We start from the raw sequence: 20,373 nt of genomic DNA on the forward strand, positions 1-20,373 counted from the left end.
ACAAAAATGTTAAACAATGGTCATGAACACGCTTCTGACCGCATTTTCGGCATTGTCCGATACCACCCGATTCTCGATCGTCGAGCAGTTGATGCAAGACGGTGAACTGCCCGCTGGTGACCTGATCGAAGGTCGCGGCATGTCCGGGGCCGCGATCTCGCGCCATCTGAAGGTGTTGCGCGCCGCCGGGCTGGTGCAGCAGCGAGTGCAGGGCAGTCAACGCATGTATTCCATCCAGCCCGAGGGGCTGCGGACCATCGCGGAATGGACCATCTCGAAACGGCAATTCTGGGAAAGCAGCCTCGACCGTTTGAACGATTTGATTGAAAGGGAGAATTCATGGCCGACCTGAAATTGGAACGCGCGTTTCCCACATCCCAGGAAAACCTGTTTGCCTGGATCAGCGATGGTGCAAAGCTGTTGCAGTGGTGGGGCCCCGAAGGGATGCATGTGCCCGAACATGATTTGGATTTTTCACGCCTTGGGCCGTGGCACTCGGTCATGGTGAATGCCGAAGGGCAGCGATACAAAGTATCCGGGCAGGTGACCCATGTTGATCCGCCGAATTCAGTGGGGTTCACCTGGGCCTGGCATGACGATCAGGATCAGCGCGGAGCGGAAAGCCACGTGACGCTGACGGTCACAGCGACGGAAGCTGGTGCAAAGCTGGTTCTTGATCACCGCGAATTGGCCGATGCCGAGGTCGCGGCCAACCACAATCAGGGTTGGACTTCGTCACTGCGCAAGCTGGAAGCTCAGTTTTAAGATTTTCATTAGGGAGGAAGAGAAATGCCTCAGTTCTTGTTTGTCTATCACGGTGGTCACACCCCAACCGACCCCGCCGAAATCGAAGCGACCATGGCCGCCTGGGGCGCATGGTTCCAGAATATGGGCGATGCGCTGGACATCCCCGGCAACCCGGTGGGCCAGTCCTATACCGTCAGCAACAGCGGTGTCGTCGACAATGGCGGTGCCAACCCGGCCTCGGGGTTCACGGTCATCAGGGCCGACAGCATCGACGCCGCCAACGAGATGGCCAAGGGCTGCCCCATGGTCGTCAACGGATCAGGCTCGGTCGAAGTGGCCGAGATTCATCCGATCGAGATGTGATCGCCTTAGCCGGGGAAACCCGGCGCAGGCTTGATGATGCCGCATTCCAGCCCGAGGCGGCTGTACTGAATGGCGTTCATGAATTTGCGGGTGGCCGGGTGTTCGGCCTCCAGCACACCCAGATGGACAAGAATGGATGCGATGGCACATTCAGCGGCACGCGTGGTGCCGTCTGTGATCTTCAGTGCCACGCCCATGCGTTTTTTCGGAATGATGGCGATGAAAACAGCTTCGGCCCCGGTCTTGATCGCGGCGCGGCCCTCCATCGCGCGCATCAGTTCGGTACAGGCGCGGCTTTCGCCGGCAACCAGTTCGGGATGCTTGATCATCGCAGCGGTCAATTGCTGCGCCGCATCGCTGGCCCGGTCCGACCGGTCGGCGGCCGAGGCAAACCACGCCATCGATCGCGCCAACCCCGCCAGCGAGGTGGCAAAGTTCGGCGCTGAACATCCGTCTATCCCATAGGCGGGGCTGGCCTCACCGGTTGTTTCTTCGATGGCTGACAAACAGGCCTGCTGAACTGGGTGGTCGATTTCCAGATACTCCGGCCCGGCCCCCATATGCTGGGCCACGGTCAGGAACCCGCAATGCTTGCCCGAGCAGTTATTGTGAATCTGGCAAGGCGTGTCGTCGGCCAGAATCAATCCGTCGCGCGCGGCCATATCCTGCGGCTCTTGCGGGCCGCAGCGCAGATCATGTTCGGACAGGTTCAGATGGTCCAACCAGGCGGTCACGCGGTCAGTGTGGATATGCGCGCCGCTGTGTGAGGCGCAAGCCAGTGCCAGATGCTCGCTGTTCAGCCCATATTTCGCCGCGGCGCCTGAGGTGATCAGCGGCAGACCTTGGATCATCTTGGCCGAAGATCGTGGGTAGATAATCGCACTTGGATCACCCCAGCTTTGTACGATCTGGCCACTGTCATCACAGATCACTGCATGGCCCAGATGCAGGCTTTCCAACAAGGGGCCGCGCCATAGTTCTGTCATTGGTACCGGCTGCGTCATCAGGCCTCTCCGTAATATGCGCAAAATTCTGCCAATCGCCCTTTCGCCTGTGGCGAAACCTGCGTTAGTGTGTGTATGTCGACAATCATCGGAATACGCAACTTACAGACGAACCGGCAGGGTGCGCAGGCTTTTCCGATGGGTATGAGGTAATAGGTCGAGCTAGGAGGCTGGACAGATGGGATTGAAACTCGTCCGTGTAATCGCGGGCCTGTGCATGGCAGGGATGGCCACTACGGCAACCGCTCAGCAGGCGTCAAGCACCAACCGTGTGGCAGCCAAAACCGATTGGAGCGTGTTCGTCGAAGACGATCCCACCGAATGCTGGAGCGTGTCTGCACCCAAGGAAACCGTCAACACACGCGGTGGCCGGGTGGTCTCGGTCCGCCGCAGCGATATCCTGCTGTTCGTGTTCTATCGTCCCAACGCCGAGGTGAAGGGGCAAGTGACCTTTACCGGCGGCTATCCGTTCGCGGCAGGCTCAACCGTCAATCTTGAAATCGACGGGACCGAGTTTGAACTGATCACCGAAGGCGAATGGGCCTGGCCTGCAACCGAAGGCGAAGACCTCAAGGTGGTTGCAGCGATGAAGCGGGGCACTGAGGCTGTTCTGACCGCCCGGTCCGAGCGTGGGACGCAGACCAAGGACACATTCTCGTTGCTGGGTTTCACGGCAGCGATCGAAGACGCCGAGAAACGCTGCACAAACTGATACGTATCTGAAGACACGCGAGACCCCGTCATTTGGCGGGGTTTTCTTTTTTTTGAAGCGCCAAGTGTCGGCTTTACGCCACGTCTGTCTGCAAGTTTGATCCGTATCAAAGCGAGCCTCCGACATTTTTGAACTAATTAGTTCAGCTGAATAGAAGGAGCTTACGAATGCTGAATAAGCCTATTGTTGCGCTGATGATGGCAGTCGCCGTGTTGTTGAGCGCGTGTGAAAAAGATTCTGAAACCTACCCCGTATCCGGTGAGCAATGTGGGCCAGAGGATCCGGTAAAAACTTTGGATGCAGCAGATTGCGATATCCTGCCAGCGGGCATCTGAAGCGGCTTACCTGATAGCATTGATTTCGGCCGCATCGGCGTTGACGGTGCGGCCAATCTGTATTTGGGGCGCAGTAGTTCGCGTGCTACCGTCGGCAGTGGGAACCTCTGGCAGGAGCGAGTTATGCGGTATGTATTGATCACATTGTTGTTTTCCTCTGCGGCACTGGCAGACCCAACGTTGGAATGTTCAGACGCAAGTTCTCAGGTGGAAATTGGGGCGTGTGTTGGCGAGATGGAAGATCGGGTCAGTCTGGCGCTGGAGGAGAGCTACGAATTTGCCATGCAATCGGCCAAAGAGTTGGACGAGATCACCGAGCGGGTGGTGGCGCAGCCCGCCTTGGAAGCTTCGCAATCAGCCTGGGCAAGCTACCGCGATGCGCAGTGCGAAGCGGTGGGCGCTTCCTATGGCGGAGGGTCCGGTACTGGCATCGCCATCACCGCGTGCCGGGTCGATCTGGGACGCGCGCGTGTAGACGAGTTGCTGCGCTTTGCGAATTGATTGATACGATTCCTTTTGATCTTTGCTAGCGATCCTATATAGAGGCGCATCCCAAGCCAGAATCCGTTGAGATAACCACATGTCGCCCAAAGCGCCGATCACTCAAGATGTCATGACCATCCCCCGCAAATTGCCCGAGGGGAAGACTAACCTTGTCGGCCTGACCCGCGCCCAGCTGCGTGAGGTTTTGATCGAACATGGCACGCCGGAAAAGCAGGCCAAGATGCGCACCGGTCAGATCTGGCAATGGATTTATCAATGGGGTGTGCGCGACTTTGCCGAGATGACCAATCTGGCCAAGGCCTATCGCGCACAACTGGCCAAAAACTTCGTGATCGAAATCCCTGAGGTTGTTACGCGTCAGGTGTCCGAGGACGGCACCCGCAAATACCTGTGCCGTATCGCGGGCGGGCACGAGGTTGAGGTCGTGTACATCCCCGAAGAAGATCGCGGCACGCTGTGCATCTCGTCTCAGGTGGGTTGCACGCTGACCTGTTCCTTCTGCCACACCGGCACGCAGAAACTGGTGCGCAACCTGACCGCGGCCGAGATTGTCGGTCAGGTCATGATGGCGCGCGACGATCTTGAGGAATGGCCGGTTCCCGGCGCGCCCAAGGACGAAACCCGTCTGCTGTCGAACATCGTTCTGATGGGCATGGGTGAGCCGCTGTATAATTTCGAAAACGTCCGCGACGCGATGAAGATCGCCATGGATTCCGAGGGGATTTCCCTGTCGCGCCGCCGCATCACCCTGTCGACCTCGGGTGTTGTGCCTGAAATCGCGCGCACGGCTGAGGAAATCGGTTGTCTGCTGGCGATCTCGTTCCATGCCACCACGGATGAAACCCGTGACGTGTTGGTGCCGATCAACAAGCGCTGGAATATCGAGGAACTGCTGGGTGCGCTGGCCAGTTACCCGAACGCATCGAATTCCGAACGGATCACCTTTGAATATGTGATGCTGGATGGCGTGAACGACAGAGACGAGGATGCGCATCGCCTGATCGACCATATCAAGCGTCATAACATCCCGGCCAAGATCAACCTGATCCCGTTCAATGAATGGCCGGGCGCGCCGTACAAGCGCAGCTCGAACAATCGCATCCGGGCCTTTGCGAATATCATTTACCAGGCGGGTTACGCCTCACCCATCCGTAAGACGCGGGGCGAGGATATCATGGCGGCTTGTGGTCAATTGAAATCGGCCACGGAACGCGCCCGAAAATCGCGCAAACAGATCGAGGCCGAAGCCGGGGTGAAAAGCTGAGGCGTGTTATTGTCGCCAAGTGGTCGACAATAAATAAATTCTCGCCTTGCTGTTCTTTGCATTCGAAATTTGGTATGTTTTAAGCGTCGGGGCTGGATCGGCGCATGTCACTCTTGCGCACAAAGCGGTGAAAGCCGTGGTCTGGCCGTGGCGCGTTTGTTCAGGGCCGCTATCTTATTTCAAACATGATAGGCGGCTTTCAGGCGAACCTTAAGAAACAGGTAGGCCATCCATATGTTTTTACGATTTAAACGTGTGTTTTCGATCTCACTGACAGTGCTGTCAATTTCGGGGTTGTCCGCAACCGACGGGTTTGCGCAATCAACTGGTGAGGACGCGCATATTGCCATCGAGAATCCAGCGGATTTGTCCAAGGAGGAAGCATTGCGCATCTATGAATCCCTGCAGCGGCGCATGGCGCGGGGTTATGGCGCTGCACAGCTGGATTTGCTCCTGAATTATCAGAACTGGCCATTGTTCAACGATGCGCCCTATATCTCGGCCACCCATGGTCAGCGGTATGTGAACAGCTATGCCAATCGCATGGCTCATAACTACGGAACGCTGGCCGAGGGGGAAAAGCTGCCCAAAGGCTCGGTTTTGGCCAAGGACAGCGTGACCGTCACGGATGAAGGCAATATCCATCCCGGCGCTTTGTTCGTAATGGAAAAACTGGCCCAAGGCGAAAGCCCCGACACGGGTGACTGGCGTTATATCATGGTGATGCCAGACGGATCGCTGTTCGGGGACACGATGGGTGCGCGCGCAAATTCGGTCGCCTATTGCCATGATTGCCACGAGGCAGTGGCCGACCGGGACTACACCTTTTTCGTACCCGAAGAATACATCGTCGGCAATTGATCAACTGCGCTTGAGGCGGGCGGCTCCGATCACCTCGATCAGGGTCTGACGCACGGGTTCGGGCTGCGCCTCAACCGCGTTCAGCACCTCGCGCAGTTCTGCGCGCAGGCCATGCATCTGGTCGATCAGCGAAATCATCATCGACAGCGCGTCGGGTTCCATCTCGTATTGCTCATGCAATTCGCAGGCCAGTTCCAGACGGGCGACGTCAAGGCTGTGATAGACCAAGCCCTGATCGGTTTGTTCGGGGATCACGATCTCGGCGGCCAAGTATTCGGTCAACCGGGTCGAGGTCAGGCGGGTGACGGTTGCGATCAGCTGCTCTTCGGTCAGAGTGCGGGTCATGACGGCATTCCTTTACGCGGATCATAACTGTGGCTCTCGCGCCATGTCTCCATGAATTGCTTTAGGTCTTCGTCGATCTGTCCGGGCATCGCGATGGTCAGTTCGATCAGCTGATCGCCGCGCTCGGTTGAGCCGCGTTTCTTGACCCCTTTGCCGCGCAGGCGCAGTGTCTTGCCACTGCTGGTGCCCGCAGGAACGCTGACATTGACGCCACCGTCGATGGTGGGTGCAGGGACCTTGCCGCCCAGAATGGCCTCATCAATCGTGATCGGCAGAGTGATATGTATGTCGTCGCCTTGACGATCGAAGACGGGGTGTTTGGCAACCGAGACGGTCACCAGCGCATCACCCGGCGGCCCGTCGCCAAAGCCCGGATCGCCTTTGCCGCGCAGGCGGATGGTTTGGCCGTCGGTGATGCCAGCGGGAATCTTGACCTCGATCCGGTCGCCATCGGGCAGGGTCAGTTTCTGGCTGGCCCCAAAAACCGCATCCAGAAAACTGATCTGCAGGCTGTAGCCTCTATTGTGCCCCGGCGCGTGGAATTCATGGGTGCGCTGGCCGTATCCGCCACGGCCCCGCATGAACTCGGCAAAGATGTCCGACATGTCATCGGGGTCTGCAGCCTGTCCCCGATAAGGGTTCCCGGCGGCCTCGGCGTAGTCGCGATAATAATGCTGCTGTGGGCGTTCCTGACCCGAGGCGTCAATCTCACCATTGTCGAATTGCGCCCGCTTTTCGGGGTCTTTGAGCAAGTCGTAAGCGGCGGCTGCCGCCTTAAACTTGGCTTCGGCCTCGGCATCGCCGGGCTTTAGATCCGGGTGGCATTCCTTGGCGATACGCCGATAAGCCTTTTTGATTTCGGCGGCGCTGGCGTCTTTGGCGACACCAAGGGCGGAATAGGGATCGTCGCTCATCTCACCTCTCGCGGGTCGGGCTGAACAGGTTGGTTTTATCATGCGATTTCAAGGACCCAAAAGGAAGAGGCTTTTGAAACCGCTCGCAAAACCCCGAAAGTCTGCTAACATATGCACGTTTTGAATTATTTTCTGACGGAGACCCCCATGACGCGCAGAATCAAATCCGCCTTGGCCCTGCTGGCCGGCAATGCCATCGGGTTGCTACTGGCCACGCTGCTGCTGTCAGGGTTTGCGATCAAGCCGATCTCTTTCATCGTCGTGGTGATCGTCTTTACGCTGGTGCAGGTGGTGGCCGAGCCGCTGATCCTGAAGCTGGGCGAGAAAAAAGCACCCGCGCTGAAAGGTGGCATCGCGCTGATCGTTACCTTTGTGGGCTTGCTGATAACCGATCTTGTCACTGCCGGGTTGACGGTTGGAGGTATCTCAAACCTGTTGGCGGCCACGCTTCTGGTCTGGCTGGGGGCGCTGATCGCCAGCATAGTGCTGCCGATCTATGTGTTTACAGAATTGCGTGAGTCCAAGAAGAAATCATAGCGCGTTCAGGCTGATTTCAATCGCCTGCCACAGTTCCTCGACCGGTTCACAGCCGACAGACAGGCGGATGAAGGCGGGGTCGACATCGTCGCCCCAGCGCGCGCGGCGTTCTGCTGAACTGTGGACGCCACCAAAGGAGGTTGCGGGACGCAACATCGGGCAGGCGTTGATAAAGGCCTCGGCCTTAGCCTCGGTCTCAAGCGTGATCGACAGCAGGAACCCAAACCGCGACGTCTGTGCCGTGGCCAGCGCATGCGATGGATCGCTAGGCAGTCCGGGATAGCGGATTTGCCTGACCGTCGAGTGGACGGCCAACCGTTCGGCCAGCACCTGCGCCGAGGAACACATACGGTCGAACCGCACATCCAGCGTTTCCAGTCCGCGATGCAACAGCCAAGCCTCATGCGGGCCGGGGATCGCCCCAGAAACGCGGCGCCATTCTACTACCCGTTCCATAATCTGTGCATTGCGGCTGGCCACGTGGCCCATCAACAGGTCGGAATGCCCACCCATGGCTTTCGTATCCGAGGCCACAACCACGTCGATGCCCATATCCAGCGGGCGCTGGCCTAGCGGGGTCAGGGTCGTATTATCAGCAATCGTGATCCCGCCCGCTACACGTACAGCAGTGGCGATAGCTGGCAGGTTCAGCATGTCCAGCCCGGGGTTTGAGGGGCTTTCGACAAAGACCACATCAAAGCCGTCAAACCCGCCCTCGGTAAAGGTGGCCGTTGGGCGTTCGGTGACCGTTACACCCAGCCCGGACAAGAACTGATCGGCCAGCACGCGCGTGACATAGTACCCATCTGACGGAATCAGCAGGTGCGACCCGGCCTTCAGGGTTGCAAACAATGCGGCTGAAATTGCCCCCATGCCAGACGGAAAAGTCAGGCAGGGCGCACCTTCAAGATGGGCCAGCACATGTTCCAGATGCTCCCAAGTGGGGTTGTCGACTCGGCCGTATGTGGGCAGGCCGTCCGTCACGCCCGGCAAATGATACATACTGCTTTGGGTCAGCGGCAGCGTCACCGGCTCACCCGCGTTCAAGGCATTGCCGCGCAGGTGCAGCATCTCTCCGGTCTTCGGGGCCATGGCTCAGCGTCCCGGTATTTCGTCGCGGGGCGGGGCGGGTTCCCAGTTCTCGATGATCTCGACCGCCTCTTGCGCCGTGTCGACAAACCGGAACAGATCAAGGTCTTCGTCCGAGATGGTGCCCGCGTCCGCAAGCGCCTCCCAGTTGATAACCTTTTCCCAGAACTCGCGGCCAAACAACAGGAAGGGCACGCGCTCCATCCGACCGGTTTGGATTAGGGTCAGGGATTCGAACAGCTCATCCATGGTTCCGAACCCGCCGGGAAAGATGGTGATGGCGCGGGCGCGCATCAGGAAATGCATCTTGCGGATGGCGAAATAGTGGAAGTTGAAGCTGAGCTCGGGGGTCACGTATTCGTTCGGCGCTTGTTCGTGCGGCAACACGATGTTCAGGCCGATGGAACAGCCGCCCGCATCCTGCGCGCCGCGATTCCCCGCCTCCATCACGCCGGGGCCACCGCCGGTGACGATGACGTTCTCGCGGCAGCCGGTTTCATTGGATTTCTCAGTCATCAGCCGGGCGAATTCGCGGGCCTCGTCATAGTACTCCGACAGGTTGGCCAGCGTCTGGGTCCGGGCGGTGTGTTTCTGCGACGGCTCAGGAATACGCGCACCGCCGAACATGACGATGGTCGAGGTGATCTCACGCTCGGTCATGAGCATCTCGGGTTTCAGCAGTTCCAGCTGCAGGCGAACCGGGCGCAGCTCATCCCGGCACAGGAAATCGTCATCGGCAAAGGCAAGGCGATACGCGGGCGAGCGTGTTTGCGGCGTGTCCGGCACCTCGCTCGCGGTCGAGCGGTCGGTCTGCGCGTCGCGGAAAGGGCTGAGGCGGTCTTCTCTCATGAATGATGGTTCCCTGCTTGCGTGTTCTTGAAACAGCTATAGGGTTCGCGGGCAGAGTGCCAGTCACGGAAGAACAAGAATGAATTGGAAGAGTGAAATATTGGCGGCCGCCGACCGGATCAACGGCTACGCGCAGGTGACGCCGGTGATGAAAAGCCGGGCTTTGGGTCTGGATTATCCGGTTGAGATGAAGCTGGAACATCTGCAACATACCGGCAGTTTCAAGGCGCGCGGGGCGTTCAATACATTGCTGAGCCAGGATGTGCCCAAGGCGGGTATCGTTGCAGCGTCTGGCGGCAATCATGGTGCAGCGGCGGCCTTTGCAGCGCGTGCTTTGGGCTATCCTGCCAAGATTTTCGTGCCGGAAATGGCGGGGCCGTCGAAAATCACGCTGATCGAACGGACCGGTGCGGATCTGAGCGTGGTGCCGGGCGAATACGCTAACGCGCTGACCAGGGCGCAAGAGCATGAGGATGCAACAGGTGCGATGCAAATCCACGCCTATGACGCGCCCGCAACCGTAGCCGGGCAGGGCACCTGTTTCGCCGAGTGGGAGGCGCAGGGTCTGCAGGCCGACACGGTTTTGATTGCCGTCGGCGGCGGCGGATTGATTGCAGGCGCACTGGGCTGGTTGCAGGGCGCGCGCAGGGTTGTGGCGGTCGAGCCCGAAACCTCATGCGCGCTGAACGCGGCACTTCAGGCCGGAGAGCCTGTGGATGTTACCGTTTCGGGTATTGCCGCCAATGCGCTGGGCGCGCGGCGGATTGGCTCGATCTGTTTCGGACTGGCGCAGGGAATGACTTCGGTTCTGGTTAGCGACGAGTCCATTGCCGAGGCCCAGCAGATTCTGTGGCGCGCGCATCGGATTCTGGTAGAGCCAGCGGGCGCGACCGCATTAGCTGCGCTTCTATCTGGTGCCTATCAGCCGGAACCCAATGAGCGTGTGGCGGTGCTGGTTTGTGGCGGGAACCTCTCGCCGGACCCATTGAACGGCTGAAACTGCAGCAATCAGCCGCAAAGCGCGCATTCTGCGTCGCATTGCGGCCTGTCCCCTGCTTGCGTATAGGCAACACCAACGTGAACAGATTCTGCAGGGAGCCGCCAAATGTCCAACGCGCAACTGGAAGCCGCTATCGAAGCCGCCTGGGAGGCACGCGATACCATCACCCCCGCCACCTCTGGCGAACAACGCGAAGCGATCGAAGATACGCTGAACGCGCTGGACAGCGGTTCGCTGCGTGTGGCCGAAAAGATGGACAGCGGCGACTGGCATGTGAACCAGTGGGCCAAAAAGGCGGTTCTGCTGGGCTTCCGCATCAAGGACATGGAGATTCAGTCGGGCGGTCCGCAGGCCGGCGGCTGGTGGGACAAAGTGGACAGCAAATTCGCGGGTTGGGGCGAGGATCAGTGGCGCACCGCCGGGTTCCGCGCCGTGCCGAACTGCGTGGTTCGCAAATCCGCCTATGTCGCGCCCGGCGTGGTGCTGATGCCGTCTTTCGTGAACCTAGGCGCTTATGTCGACGAGGGCACCATGGTCGACACCTGGGCCACCGTGGGGTCCTGCGCACAGATCGGCAAGAATGTACACCTGTCGGGTGGCGTCGGCATCGGTGGTGTGTTGGAACCGATGCAGGCAGGCCCCACCATCATCGAAGACAATTGCTTTATCGGCGCGCGCTCTGAGGTGGTCGAAGGCTGCATCGTTCGCGAAGGCTCGGTTCTGGGCATGGGTGTGTTCATCGGCAGGTCGACCAAGATCGTTGACCGCGAAACCGGCGAGGTCACATATGGCGAAGTGCCGCCCTATTCGGTGGTTGTTGCCGGATCGATGCCATCAAAGAACAATATCAGCCTGTACTGCGCGGTGATCGTGAAACGTGTGGATGAAAAGACCCGCTCGAAAACCGGGATCAATGAATTGTTGCGGGACTAACAGGTAAGAAAAAAGATAATGCCCGAACCACGTTCGGGCATTTCATTTGTTTAAGCTCGGTTATCGAGCGATCTGATTGTTGGCGTCCGCGAGCTATATTCTCGTCATCTGACCAACACCAGATAAGCTTAGTTAGCGATCTTCGCCTGGACGTTCGACTGCGCTGCCATTTTCTTCGCCGCTAGTGTAGCCACTGCCGTTGGATTCACCGTCGTCTCCGCCGCCGGATTCACCGCCGTCATTGGGTTCACTGCCGTCATCGCCGTCATTGGGTTCACTGCCGTCATCGCCATCGTTGGGTTCACTGCCATCGTCACCGCCGGATTCACCGCCGTCATTGGGTTCACTGCCGTCATCGCCACCACCGGAACTGTCGCCGTCATCGCCACCACCGGAACTGTCGCCTTCATCGCCGCCACCGGAGCTGTCGCCTTCATCGCCGCCACCGGAGCTGTCGCCTTCATCGCCGCCACCGGAGCTGTCGCCTTCTTCGCCGCCGCCGGAGCTGTCGCCTTCTTCGCCGCCGCCGGAGCTGTCGCCTTCATCGCCGCCGCCGGAACCGCCACCTTCTTCGCCGCCGCCGCTGGCTTCAGCTTGCACAGAGTTGGTGGATGCGATTGTCACAACAAAAGCTGCGGGAGCCAGAGCTAGAACGGACACACTTGCCACGGTAGTTAGGAGTTTAGACAAAGTACTCATTGAACTTTCCTTTGTTAAAAAATTGCGACCAATAGTGTTGGGTATTCTAAATTTCGCATGCCATACCTCGTATCGACCTAAAGATGTGGCGCTGCCGTAAGCTAATTTCCGCGCAAATAAACCCGGGCTGTCGGCGAAATTGTACCGATTTCAACCATGCGGATTCTCAATAATATTCCTGTCAATCCAGTGGGGAAATTTTTGCTAGTAACGTGTGTCAATTTTGCATGAAGGCGGAAGCCTGTTGGCTTTGATGCAACGTATTTCGGTTGCCCACAAATCGAATCAGGTCTTGCTGCCGGATCGTTCTATCAGTTGACCATGCCTTGTTGCGCCCGTAATGCAGGCGCCATGGAAAAGCAAAAGAAACCCTCGCGTCAGCAAGTCTATACCCTGCTTGTGCAGATCGGCCGCAAGGATGGCGATGGCCTGCCCGACGGCGCGACCGGCGCGGCGCTGATGTGTTTCGCCAGTGGCGTGGATGAGGCCGAAGCCGTGCGCGAGACCGTGGCGATCCTGAAACAGGCAGACACCGCGCCGCTGGACGTCACCGGCTATGGTACATTGGCCGAGCGAGAAGCACAGGGCCATGACATTGACGCCGACGAGCGCGCGCTGATGCAGCGGGCATTGGATGAAAACGCGGTCATAGTCGCGCAGATGACGCCGTTTTTCGGCGATGAGGAGCAGGGTTAGTTCCGAACCCCGAACCACTTGCGGTATATCTCGTCATAGGTGCCGTCTTCACGCAGCGACAGCAGCGCCTGATTGACGTCCTCGACCAGGGGTGATCCCGTCGGGAAGGCGATCCCGTAATTCTCTCGCAAGAACACGCCGCCGGTCACCGATGCGATCCGTCGTCCTTCGTGCGACGCATAGTAAGACAGGATCGGCGCGTCAAAAACAACCGCGTCCAGCTCTTTGTCCTTGAAGGCGGTCAGCATCTCATCCAGACCGGAATATCCGGTAAACTCGATCTCGCGCCGGTTCAGGAAATTGGCGGCGGTCGAGTTCGAAATCGTGCCCACCTGTTTGCCATACAGATCGTTGACCGAATTCACGTTGCCGCTGATCGCATCCACCGTCATGACCGAGGTGATGCGCGCGGTAAAAACCGACACGATGAACAGGGATGACACCACCAGAACCACGCCCAGCACACGGCCAAACGGGGTGCGCGGCATGCGTTCTTCGAACCCGCCATTGACCACCAGGTTCAGCGCCCACCAGAAGGATGGGAACCATGCCTCATTCAATTTGCGGTCGAAATAGGGCTGCGAGCGGCGCTCGAACCCCCACATCAGCATGCCACCGCCCAACAGGATGGCAAAGGCCAGGCCAATGGCGATGAACAATTCGGTCGACAGCAACGCATGCAGCAGCGAGGGCCGGCGTGCGGCCTCGGACGGGACCATGATCTGCAAACCGGCCTCAAAGATCGGCTGGCTGAAATCCATCTGCGTTTCACGCGCCGCGGTGATCGAGATGTTGGCGATGGCCAGATCGGCGGTACCGTCCTGCACTGCACCCAGCATGTCGCTGAACGCCTCGACCCGGTTGACCGAATAGTCCCAATCCAGCGACTGGGCCAGCGCCGCCAGCAGATCCATGGAAAAACCGGTCTGTGCCCCGTCTTCGACATAGGAAAACGGAGGGCGGGTCACGGTGGTGACGTCCAGTGTCTGCGCCTGGGCTTGTTGTGCAAGCGTGGCGAAGGTCAGGCAGATCAGTGCGAATAGGGCGCGTATCATCGTCAGTTTACCTGTTTGGCGCGGCTCTAACGCAATTTTGACGGGTGCGGCAAGGTGGTCGCGGGGTCAAGGTCCGTGTTTTATTGGGGTATCGGCGCGATACAAACAGAAAAAAGCCCGTGGAATCGGGCGTGCGGGGGTTGGCAATCGGCCCAATTCGTTGAATCTGTGCGCGAACCAGCGCCCGAATGAAGCAAAGAGGTCTCACCATGACAGATCCGGTAGAATTGACAGCGGACCTAATCCGTTGCCCATCGGTCACACCCGAAGAAGGTGGCGCGCTGGTGTTGTTGGAAAAATTATTGTCGGATGCGGGGTTCGATTGCACGCGGGTCGATCGCGGGGGTGTCGCCAACCTGTTCGCGCGCTGGGGCAAAAAGGGCCATGCGCGCAGCTTTGGGTTCAATGGCCATACCGATGTTGTTCCGGTCGGGGATGAAGCCGCCTGGACCATGCTGCCCTTTGGGGCGGAAATCCGCGACGGCGTGATGTACGGGCGGGGGACGACCGACATGAAATCCGGCGTGGCGGCCTTTGCGGCAGCGGCGGTGGATTTCGTGCAAGACACGCCACCAGACGGTGCGGTCATTCTTGCCATCACCGGGGATGAAGAGGGTGATGCCGTGGACGGCACGACCGCGTTGCTGGATTACATGGAGCGCGCCGATGAACGAATGTCGGCCTGTCTGGTCGGTGAACCGACCTGCCCGAACACGATGGGTGAGATGATGAAGATCGGGCGTCGTGGCTCGATGACGGCGTGGTTCACGGTGACCGGCGTGCAGGGACATTCCGCCTATCCGCATCGCGCCAAAAACCCGCTGCCTGCAATGGCGCGGCTGATGCACGACCTGGCCAGTCATGAGTTGGATCAGGGCACGGATCATTTCGATGCCTCGACGCTGGCCGTAGTGAATATCGATACCGGAAATACAGCAACCAATGTGATCCCGGCGCAATGCCGTGGGGCAGTGAATATACGGTTCAACGATTTGCACTCGGGTGCAAGCCTCAGTGACTGGTTGCGGGCCGAAGCGCAGCGTGTGGCCGAATCCTATGACGTCGAGGTCGATATCAAAATCAAAATCTCAGGCGAAAGCTTTCTGACCCCTCCCGGCCCACTGTCGGATCTGGTGGCGCAAGCGGTCGAGGCGGAAACGGGCCTGCGACCCGAGATGTCCACGACCGGCGGTACTTCGGACGCGCGGTTTGTGAAAAACCACTGCCCGGTGGTCGAATTCGGCCTGGTCGGTCGCACGATGCATCAGGTGGATGAATGCGTCGAGGTGGCGCAGATCGACCAGCTCAAGGCGATCTACACGCGCATCCTGCGGGATTATTTCGCCTGATCCATGCAGCGGACTCTGGTCATTATGGTCAAGGAACCACACCCGGGGCGGGTAAAGACCCGTTTGGGTCGCGATATCGGCATGGTCGGCGCAGCCTGGTGGTTTCGGCATCAGACCCAGTCGTTGATCCGGCGGTTACGCGATCCGCGCTGGCAGATTGTCCTGGCGGTCTCCCCGGACCGCGAGGGGCTGAACAGCCGTATCTGGCCGGTGGATCTGCTGCGAGTGTCACAGGGGAACGGTGATCTGGGCGATCGCATGGGCCGGATGTTGCGGGACATGCCAAAAGGTCCGATCTGTTTAATTGGTGCGGATATTCCCGGCATCACGCGGTGGCATATTGCGCGGGCGTTCAAGGCGCTGGGCTCGGCGCAAATGGTGTTCGGGCCTGCGCCGGACGGGGGCTACTGGCTGGTTGGCGCGCAACGCTATGGGGCTTTGCCCACGCACCTGTTCCGCGATGTCCGCTGGTCCACGGAACACGCACTGGCCGATACTCTGGCCTCAATCCCCGGAACGCGGGTGGCTTTTCTGGATTATCTTCGTGACGTGGACACGGTTGCCGATCTGAAACCCTGATCTTTTTTAGTCATGACGCCGTCGCATCCCCGTGATACGCCGGACTTATGACTCGCATCCCTACCAAGCAAGAGGTCCTCGATTGGATCTCGGCGAACCCCACCCTGACCTCGAAACGCGATATCGCCAAAGCCTTTGGCATCAAGGGTGCAGATCGAATTGATCTGAAGCGTATCCTCAAAGAACTTGAGGCCGAAGGGCATCTGGAAAAGCGCAAGCGCAGCTATCGTGACCCGGACCGGTTGCCGCCGGTCAGCGTGTTGCAAGTAAAGGCTCCGAATGCCGATGGTGACCTGTTCGCGCGCCCACTGGAATGGCATGGTGAAGGCGTTGAACCCATCGTTCTGATCGTTGCACGCGCCAGCGATCCGGCGCTGGGCGAGGGCGACCGCATTCTGGCTCGCCTGACGGTGGTACATGAAGAAGACCACAATTACGAAGCGCGCTTGATCCGACGTATCGGAACCAATCCGCGCAGGATCGTCGGTATCTTCCGCAAAAGCGCCGAAGGTGGACGGATCGTCCCCATCGACAAGACCGGCTCGACCGAATGGCTGGTGCATGACGGTGCGGTACTGGGCGCCAAGGATGGCGAACTGGTCGAGGCCGAACAGGCAGGCCCCAAGAACCGCATGGGTCTGCCGCGCGCCCGTATCGTCGAGCGGCTGGGTGACCCATCGGCACCCAAGGCGGTGTCGCTGATCGCGATCCACCAGCACGGTATCCCCGACGATTTCCCTGATAAGGTGATTGCCGAGGCCGATAAGGCCAAACCCGTCGGCCTGAAAGGGCGCGAAGACCTGCGGGACATGCCGCTGCTGACCATCGACCCCTCGGACGCGCGCGACCATGACGACGCCTGTTATGCGCACGCGGATGAGGACCCGAAAAACCCCGGCGGCCATGTGATCTGGGTCGCCATCGCGGATGTTGCTGCTTATGTGCAGCCGGGAACCGCACTGGATCGCGAGGCGCGAAAGCGTGGTAATTCCAGCTATTTCCCGGATCGTGTGGTGCCGATGTTGCCGGATCGCCTGTCTGGCGATCTGTGTTCGCTGCACGAAGGCGTTCCGCGCGCCTGTATCGCCGTACGGATGCAGATCGACGCAGACGGCAACAAGATCGAACACCGGTTTGTGCGGGGCCTTATGCGTTCGGCCGCTTCGCTGCACTATGCCGAGGTGCAAGACGCCATTGACGGTAACCCGAATGACCGCACCGGACCTTTGTTGGAAACTGTTCTGAAACCGCTCTACGCCGCTCATGCGGCCCTGAAGAAGGCGCGCGCCGAACGGCAGCCGCTGGAGCTGGACCTGCCGGAACGCAAGATCGTCCTCAGCGACGCGGGCGAGGTGACCAGCGTGGCGTTCCGCGACCGGCTGGACGCGCATAAGTTGATCGAGGAGTTCATGATCCTCGCCAATGTCGCCGCCGCCGAGACCCTGATTGCCAAGCGCCGCCCGCTGCTGTTCCGCGTGCATGAAGAGCCCGCGCCTGAGAAACTGGAAAGTCTGCGGGAAACGGCGCAGGCCGCCGGTCTTAATTTGGCCAAGGGCCAGGTTCTGCAAACCCGGCATCTGAATGCGCTGTTGAACGCCGCCGCCGGGACCGAGGATGCCGAGTTGATCAACCTCAGCACATTGCGGTCGATGGCGCAGGCGTATTACAACCCAGAAAACTTCGGTCATTTTGGCCTGGCACTGCGGAACTATGCGCATTTCACCTCGCCCATTCGACGCTATGCCGACCTGATCGTGCATCGGGCGCTGATCACGGCCCACGGCTGGGGTGACGACGGGCTGACCGAGGATGAAATCGCCCGGCTGGACGAAACCGCCACCCATATTTCGGACACCGAGCGGCGTTCGATGATGGCCGAACGGGATACGACAGATCGCTATCTGGCTGCCTATCTCAGCGAACGGGTGGGCAATGAGTTCAGTGGCCGTATCAGTGGTATCGCCCGGTTCGGGGCCTTTGTGAAAATGGACGAAACCGGTGCGGATGGTCTGGTGCCCGTCCGATCGCTGGGGCGCGAATTCTTCCATTTCGACCGTGAGGCAGGGACGCTGATGGGATCGGACACCGGGCTGATCATCGCCATCGGACAGCGTGTCACCGTGCGTCTTACCGCGGCGACGCCTGTGACCGGCGGTTTGGAACTGGAATTGTTGTCCATTGACGATCAGGCCCTGCCACGGGGACGCGGTGCGAAAGGGCGACCAACTCGACGCAAAGCGGTTAGCAACAAGCGCAAGAAAGACAAGATCAAACGCAAGGTCGAACGCAAACGCCGTCAGAGGTGATAGGTCAGCGCCCGCGCAATCAGCCAGCCATGGCGCGTCGGGTCGATCTGCGCGGGGTCGTCAAACAACACGGCCCTGTTGCCATCCAGCCGATCCTCGCTGGGAAAGGCCGAGGTGAAATCACCCATCAACCGGCTTTGGCAATGCACATACAGTGCAAATCGCGCGGACTTATGCGTGCCGATCCGGATTGTTGAACCCATTGGGGCCAGATAGGCGGGCTGACCCCAGCGCAGCGATTCCTGCAAAGGCTGCGCGTCGGGCAAGGACGCGGCGGTGTCAAAGATCAGGTCACGCAGGGCAAGCGCCCCGACACGAGCATCAATTGGCAGCGCGTCAAATGCGGTGGCAACTTTTGGATCGTCAAAGGGTGTCATCTCAGCAGCTTATTCGGTTTGGCCGGGCGCGTCAGGTATTTTGGTCTGAGTGCTTTGTGAATCTCACACTTTGCGCTATCCTGAGGTTGAGCAGTAATCAGGAATTTCGGAATGCGTAAATGCGTAAGTGGCATCATAGCCGCTGCATTATGGGCATCCATTGTGCAGGCGGAATCCCACAATTCAGCGGATAGGTCACAGACCTTTCAGCTGGCCTCGGCTGATATGACCGTGTCCCTCCGACCGGTCGTGCGGCCTTCAGCTAAGGAGTATCGGGTGTCGACCGAAGGAAACGCGCGGTTTCAGGCGTGGCTGGGGGCGTTCCGCGAACGGGCAGAACAACAGGGCATTTCAGCCGCGACGCTGGATCGGGCGCTGGCGGGCCTGACCTATGACAAGAAAATCATCGAACGGGATCGCAATCAGGCCGAGTTTTCAAAACCGATCTGGGAGTATCTGGATGCCGCTGTGTCAGACACGCGAATCCGCAACGGTCGCGCCGGGCTGGAACGCCATCACGCGACCCTGACCCGGATCGAGGCGCAATATGGCGTCGAGAAAGAGGTTGTGACGGCGATCTGGGGGCTCGAGACCTCGTTCGGGACGTTTAGGGGCAGTGATCAGACCATCCGCTCGCTGGCGACACTGGCCTTTGACGCGCGGCGGGCGCAGTTCTTTGAAACTCAATTGATCGCGGCTTTGCGGATCGTTCAGGCCGGGGATGTCAGTGCCGGAAAAATGGTCGGCAGCTGGGCGGGCGCGATGGGTCACACGCAGTTCATGCCGACCTCATACCTGGATCACGCGGTGGATTTCGATGGCGACGGGTGGCGCGATATCTGGTCTGAGGACCCGACCGACGCGTTGGCCTCTGCCGCCGCCTACCTAGCGCGGCACGGCTGGATCAAAGGTCAGCCTTGGGGTGTCGAAGTACGTTTGCCGCAAGGGTTCGACTATGCCGTGGCCAAGCGGGATTATACATTGATGCCCTCTGACTGGGCCGCGCGCGGCGTGTTGGGTCGCAATGGTACGCCGGTGCCGGATTACGGACAGGCGGCCATTCTATTGCCCGCCGGAGGGCAGGGCGTGGCGCTGATGATCTTCGACAATTTCGGCGTGATCGAGAAATATAACGGTGCCGACGCCTATGTGATCGGTATCGGCCACCTGTCCGACCGTCTGGCCGGCCAAGCGCCGTTTCAAGCTAACTGGCCGCGCGGTGACCGGGTGCTGAGTTTCACCGAGAAAAAGGAACTGCAATCCCGCCTGACTGAGGCTGGCTTTGATACGCAGGGCATCGACGGGCGCACCGGACCAAACACGACCGACGCCGTCCGCGCATATCAGTTGGCGCAGGGGCTGCTCCCGGATGGATATGCCAGTTTGAAGCTATTAGAGCGGTTGCGGTGATAACGAACGGGTCCTGTATAGTGTTTAGGTGTGTGGTGCGGACATTCTCTCAGTTTTTGGCTTTATGGGATGAGTAACCTCCCGACTACCGGCACTCACTACGATAGACGGGAGGTGGACCCAGCAGTTTAGCGGGTCGCGACGCCAGTAGAGGTAATAAAAAACCGGATCGCATTCATATATTTGAATCTAAGGTGCATTAAATCAAGTTTTTTGTCGCGCGACAATTTTTATATTCCCGCGCGATGCGGTTGCAATGCTCGTGTGCTGAGCTTTGCTTAGCGCTGAAAACTGCTAGCACGCCTGACAGAGGCTGGAACTGATACACAGGGTTTAGACACAGGCGAACCGAGCCAAACATGACCGGCGTCGTACGAACGTACCAACTGTGCCGAAGTTACTGCCGGATGATTTCGTCAGCTTGAATATGCAAGGGCGGCTTCAA

Annotated in this window: 24 protein-coding genes; 16 read left to right on the forward strand and 8 right to left on the reverse strand. The window is 59.2% G+C overall.

The features are described 5' to 3' along the window. Positions 1–22 precede the first annotated feature (22 nt). The 3 genes from ACR0B0_RS15825 to ACR0B0_RS15835 are packed head-to-tail and all read left to right on the forward strand — an operon-like array spanning position 23 to position 1,110. Positions 23–352 carry an ArsR/SmtB family transcription factor gene (locus ACR0B0_RS15825; RefSeq protein ID WP_480648642.1) on the forward strand — a complete coding sequence of 110 codons (330 nt, stop codon included), beginning with the start codon at positions 23–25 and terminating at the stop codon, positions 350–352. Further along, a complete protein-coding gene (locus tag ACR0B0_RS15830; RefSeq protein ID WP_170351118.1) occupies positions 340–765 on the forward strand; it encodes an SRPBCC family protein in 426 nt (141 codons plus the stop codon). Before ACR0B0_RS15825 ends, ACR0B0_RS15830 begins: the two co-directional genes overlap by 13 nt. A 24-nt stretch (positions 766–789) precedes the next feature. Beyond that, positions 790–1,110 (forward strand): YciI family protein, encoded by a 321-nt coding sequence (locus ACR0B0_RS15835; protein WP_170351117.1) that lies wholly within the window; start codon positions 790–792, stop codon positions 1,108–1,110. A 5-nt stretch (positions 1,111–1,115) separates the two neighbouring features. Here the strand turns inward: ACR0B0_RS15835 and ACR0B0_RS15840 are convergent, their stop codons facing one another. Continuing rightward, positions 1,116–2,114, reverse strand: coding sequence for an asparaginase (locus ACR0B0_RS15840; RefSeq protein WP_480648644.1), 999 nt, complete (start codon positions 2,112–2,114; stop codon positions 1,116–1,118). Between the two features lie 178 nt (positions 2,115–2,292). Here ACR0B0_RS15840 and ACR0B0_RS15845 point away from each other — a divergent pair, with 178 nt between their 5' ends. From ACR0B0_RS15845 to ACR0B0_RS15865, 5 genes are all read left to right on the forward strand, one after another. Beyond that, the gene (locus ACR0B0_RS15845) at positions 2,293–2,826 is read left to right on the forward strand and encodes an invasion associated locus B family protein (protein WP_170351115.1); all 534 of its coding nucleotides are present in this window, start codon (positions 2,293–2,295) and stop codon (positions 2,824–2,826) included. A 167-nt stretch (positions 2,827–2,993) separates the two neighbouring features. Further along, on the forward strand, positions 2,994–3,161 hold the full coding sequence (locus ACR0B0_RS15850) for a hypothetical protein (RefSeq protein ID WP_170351114.1): 168 nt from the start codon (positions 2,994–2,996) through the stop codon (positions 3,159–3,161). 123 nt (positions 3,162–3,284) lie between these two features. Then, a complete protein-coding gene (locus tag ACR0B0_RS15855; protein WP_480648646.1) occupies positions 3,285–3,662 on the forward strand; it encodes a lysozyme inhibitor LprI family protein in 378 nt (125 codons plus the stop codon). 79 nt (positions 3,663–3,741) lie between these two features. Continuing rightward, positions 3,742–4,929 (forward strand): dual-specificity RNA methyltransferase RlmN, encoded by a 1,188-nt coding sequence (gene rlmN / locus ACR0B0_RS15860; RefSeq protein WP_480648648.1) that lies wholly within the window; start codon positions 3,742–3,744, stop codon positions 4,927–4,929. Positions 4,930–5,163: 234 nt separating this feature from the next. Then, positions 5,164–5,790: a cytochrome P460 family protein gene (locus tag ACR0B0_RS15865; protein WP_170413991.1), complete on the forward strand. Its 627-nt coding sequence runs from the start codon at positions 5,164–5,166 to the stop codon at positions 5,788–5,790. Here the strand turns inward: ACR0B0_RS15865 and ACR0B0_RS15870 are convergent, their stop codons facing one another. Then, positions 5,791–6,135: a hypothetical protein gene (locus ACR0B0_RS15870; protein WP_170351110.1), complete on the reverse strand. Its 345-nt coding sequence runs from the start codon at positions 6,133–6,135 to the stop codon at positions 5,791–5,793. It lies immediately after the preceding gene. Then, positions 6,132–7,049: a DnaJ C-terminal domain-containing protein gene (locus ACR0B0_RS15875; protein WP_170351109.1), complete on the reverse strand. Its 918-nt coding sequence runs from the start codon at positions 7,047–7,049 to the stop codon at positions 6,132–6,134. The genes ACR0B0_RS15870 and ACR0B0_RS15875 overlap by 4 nt, the downstream gene beginning before the upstream one ends. Before the next feature lie 147 nt (positions 7,050–7,196). Here ACR0B0_RS15875 and ACR0B0_RS15880 point away from each other — a divergent pair, with 147 nt between their 5' ends. Continuing rightward, on the forward strand, positions 7,197–7,586 hold the full coding sequence (locus tag ACR0B0_RS15880; RefSeq protein WP_170362792.1) for a hypothetical protein: 390 nt from the start codon (positions 7,197–7,199) through the stop codon (positions 7,584–7,586). On the opposite strand, the gene ACR0B0_RS15885 is transcribed toward ACR0B0_RS15880, so the two are convergent. After that, a complete protein-coding gene (locus ACR0B0_RS15885) occupies positions 7,581–8,678 on the reverse strand; it encodes a cystathionine gamma-lyase (protein ID WP_170351107.1) in 1,098 nt (365 codons plus the stop codon). The genes ACR0B0_RS15880 and ACR0B0_RS15885 overlap by 6 nt on opposite strands. Positions 8,679–8,681: 3 nt before the next feature. Further along, positions 8,682–9,524 (reverse strand): LOG family protein, encoded by an 843-nt coding sequence (locus ACR0B0_RS15890; RefSeq protein ID WP_170351106.1) that lies wholly within the window; start codon positions 9,522–9,524, stop codon positions 8,682–8,684. A 79-nt stretch (positions 9,525–9,603) separates the two neighbouring features. Here ACR0B0_RS15890 and ACR0B0_RS15895 point away from each other — a divergent pair, with 79 nt between their 5' ends. Beyond that, on the forward strand, positions 9,604–10,521 hold the full coding sequence (locus ACR0B0_RS15895) for a threonine/serine dehydratase (RefSeq protein WP_480648650.1): 918 nt from the start codon (positions 9,604–9,606) through the stop codon (positions 10,519–10,521). Positions 10,522–10,629: 108 nt separating this feature from the next. Continuing rightward, positions 10,630–11,457, forward strand: a complete 828-nt coding sequence (dapD, locus tag ACR0B0_RS15900; RefSeq protein WP_170351104.1) for a 2,3,4,5-tetrahydropyridine-2,6-dicarboxylate N-succinyltransferase — start codon at positions 10,630–10,632, stop codon at positions 11,455–11,457. 132 nt (positions 11,458–11,589) lie between these two features. On the opposite strand, the gene ACR0B0_RS15905 is transcribed toward dapD, so the two are convergent. Then, positions 11,590–12,156 carry a hypothetical protein gene (locus ACR0B0_RS15905; protein WP_480648652.1) on the reverse strand — a complete coding sequence of 189 codons (567 nt, stop codon included), beginning with the start codon at positions 12,154–12,156 and terminating at the stop codon, positions 11,590–11,592. A gap of 351 nt (positions 12,157–12,507) precedes the next feature. Between ACR0B0_RS15905 and ACR0B0_RS15910 the strand changes: the two genes are divergently transcribed. Next, a complete protein-coding gene (locus ACR0B0_RS15910) occupies positions 12,508–12,852 on the forward strand; it encodes a hypothetical protein (RefSeq protein ID WP_170351102.1) in 345 nt (114 codons plus the stop codon). Here ACR0B0_RS15910 and ACR0B0_RS15915 read toward each other — a convergent pair. Then, positions 12,849–13,907 (reverse strand): transporter substrate-binding domain-containing protein, encoded by a 1,059-nt coding sequence (locus ACR0B0_RS15915; RefSeq protein ID WP_170351101.1) that lies wholly within the window; start codon positions 13,905–13,907, stop codon positions 12,849–12,851. The two genes, ACR0B0_RS15910 and ACR0B0_RS15915, sit on opposite strands and share 4 nt — an antisense overlap. 209 nt (positions 13,908–14,116) lie before the next feature. Between ACR0B0_RS15915 and dapE the strand changes: the two genes are divergently transcribed. Genes dapE through rnr form a run of 3 tightly spaced genes read left to right on the forward strand, consistent with a single transcriptional unit; the run spans position 14,117 to position 18,141 of the window. Continuing rightward, positions 14,117–15,256: a succinyl-diaminopimelate desuccinylase gene (dapE, locus tag ACR0B0_RS15920; RefSeq protein ID WP_170533577.1), complete on the forward strand. Its 1,140-nt coding sequence runs from the start codon at positions 14,117–14,119 to the stop codon at positions 15,254–15,256. A gap of 3 nt (positions 15,257–15,259) precedes the next feature. Continuing rightward, a complete protein-coding gene (locus ACR0B0_RS15925; RefSeq protein WP_480648654.1) occupies positions 15,260–15,835 on the forward strand; it encodes a TIGR04282 family arsenosugar biosynthesis glycosyltransferase in 576 nt (191 codons plus the stop codon). 47 nt (positions 15,836–15,882) lie between these two features. Next, positions 15,883–18,141, forward strand: coding sequence for a ribonuclease R (rnr, locus tag ACR0B0_RS15930; RefSeq protein ID WP_480648656.1), 2,259 nt, complete (start codon positions 15,883–15,885; stop codon positions 18,139–18,141). Here the strand turns inward: rnr and ACR0B0_RS15935 are convergent. Beyond that, positions 18,132–18,518, reverse strand: coding sequence for a DUF1801 domain-containing protein (locus ACR0B0_RS15935; protein ID WP_170351097.1), 387 nt, complete (start codon positions 18,516–18,518; stop codon positions 18,132–18,134). The two genes, rnr and ACR0B0_RS15935, sit on opposite strands and share 10 nt — an antisense overlap. A 111-nt stretch (positions 18,519–18,629) precedes the next feature. Between ACR0B0_RS15935 and ACR0B0_RS15940 the strand changes: the two genes are divergently transcribed. Further along, the gene (locus ACR0B0_RS15940) at positions 18,630–19,928 is read left to right on the forward strand and encodes a lytic murein transglycosylase (protein WP_480648658.1); all 1,299 of its coding nucleotides are present in this window, start codon (positions 18,630–18,632) and stop codon (positions 19,926–19,928) included. Positions 19,929–20,373 lie beyond the last annotated feature (445 nt).

The organism is Ruegeria sp. BA12 (assembly GCF_056539625.1).

Excerpts from the sequence above, each read along its gene's own strand:
- ACR0B0_RS15825 (WP_480648642.1), top strand. The coding sequence starts at position 23 with ATGAACACGCTTCTGACCGCATTTTCGGCATTGTCCGATACCACCCGA.
- ACR0B0_RS15830 (WP_170351118.1), top strand. The coding sequence starts at position 340 with ATGGCCGACCTGAAATTGGAACGCGCGTTTCCCACATCCCAGGAAAAC.
- ACR0B0_RS15835 (WP_170351117.1), top strand. The coding sequence starts at position 790 with ATGCCTCAGTTCTTGTTTGTCTATCACGGTGGTCACACCCCAACCGAC.
- ACR0B0_RS15840 (WP_480648644.1), bottom strand. The coding sequence starts at position 2,114 with ATGACGCAGCCGGTACCAATGACAGAACTATGGCGCGGCCCCTTGTTG.
- ACR0B0_RS15845 (WP_170351115.1), top strand. The coding sequence starts at position 2,293 with ATGGGATTGAAACTCGTCCGTGTAATCGCGGGCCTGTGCATGGCAGGG.
- ACR0B0_RS15850 (WP_170351114.1), top strand. The coding sequence starts at position 2,994 with ATGCTGAATAAGCCTATTGTTGCGCTGATGATGGCAGTCGCCGTGTTG.
- ACR0B0_RS15855 (WP_480648646.1), top strand. The coding sequence starts at position 3,285 with ATGCGGTATGTATTGATCACATTGTTGTTTTCCTCTGCGGCACTGGCA.
- rlmN (WP_480648648.1), top strand. The coding sequence starts at position 3,742 with ATGTCGCCCAAAGCGCCGATCACTCAAGATGTCATGACCATCCCCCGC.
- ACR0B0_RS15865 (WP_170413991.1), top strand. The coding sequence starts at position 5,164 with ATGTTTTTACGATTTAAACGTGTGTTTTCGATCTCACTGACAGTGCTG.
- ACR0B0_RS15870 (WP_170351110.1), bottom strand. The coding sequence starts at position 6,135 with ATGACCCGCACTCTGACCGAAGAGCAGCTGATCGCAACCGTCACCCGC.
- ACR0B0_RS15875 (WP_170351109.1), bottom strand. The coding sequence starts at position 7,049 with ATGAGCGACGATCCCTATTCCGCCCTTGGTGTCGCCAAAGACGCCAGC.
- ACR0B0_RS15880 (WP_170362792.1), top strand. The coding sequence starts at position 7,197 with ATGACGCGCAGAATCAAATCCGCCTTGGCCCTGCTGGCCGGCAATGCC.
- ACR0B0_RS15885 (WP_170351107.1), bottom strand. The coding sequence starts at position 8,678 with ATGGCCCCGAAGACCGGAGAGATGCTGCACCTGCGCGGCAATGCCTTG.
- ACR0B0_RS15890 (WP_170351106.1), bottom strand. The coding sequence starts at position 9,524 with ATGAGAGAAGACCGCCTCAGCCCTTTCCGCGACGCGCAGACCGACCGC.
- ACR0B0_RS15895 (WP_480648650.1), top strand. The coding sequence starts at position 9,604 with ATGAATTGGAAGAGTGAAATATTGGCGGCCGCCGACCGGATCAACGGC.
- dapD (WP_170351104.1), top strand. The coding sequence starts at position 10,630 with ATGTCCAACGCGCAACTGGAAGCCGCTATCGAAGCCGCCTGGGAGGCA.
- ACR0B0_RS15905 (WP_480648652.1), bottom strand. The coding sequence starts at position 12,156 with ATGAGTACTTTGTCTAAACTCCTAACTACCGTGGCAAGTGTGTCCGTT.
- ACR0B0_RS15910 (WP_170351102.1), top strand. The coding sequence starts at position 12,508 with ATGGAAAAGCAAAAGAAACCCTCGCGTCAGCAAGTCTATACCCTGCTT.
- ACR0B0_RS15915 (WP_170351101.1), bottom strand. The coding sequence starts at position 13,907 with ATGATACGCGCCCTATTCGCACTGATCTGCCTGACCTTCGCCACGCTT.
- dapE (WP_170533577.1), top strand. The coding sequence starts at position 14,117 with ATGACAGATCCGGTAGAATTGACAGCGGACCTAATCCGTTGCCCATCG.
- ACR0B0_RS15925 (WP_480648654.1), top strand. The coding sequence starts at position 15,260 with ATGCAGCGGACTCTGGTCATTATGGTCAAGGAACCACACCCGGGGCGG.
- rnr (WP_480648656.1), top strand. The coding sequence starts at position 15,883 with ATGACTCGCATCCCTACCAAGCAAGAGGTCCTCGATTGGATCTCGGCG.
- ACR0B0_RS15935 (WP_170351097.1), bottom strand. The coding sequence starts at position 18,518 with ATGACACCCTTTGACGATCCAAAAGTTGCCACCGCATTTGACGCGCTG.
- ACR0B0_RS15940 (WP_480648658.1), top strand. The coding sequence starts at position 18,630 with ATGCGTAAATGCGTAAGTGGCATCATAGCCGCTGCATTATGGGCATCC.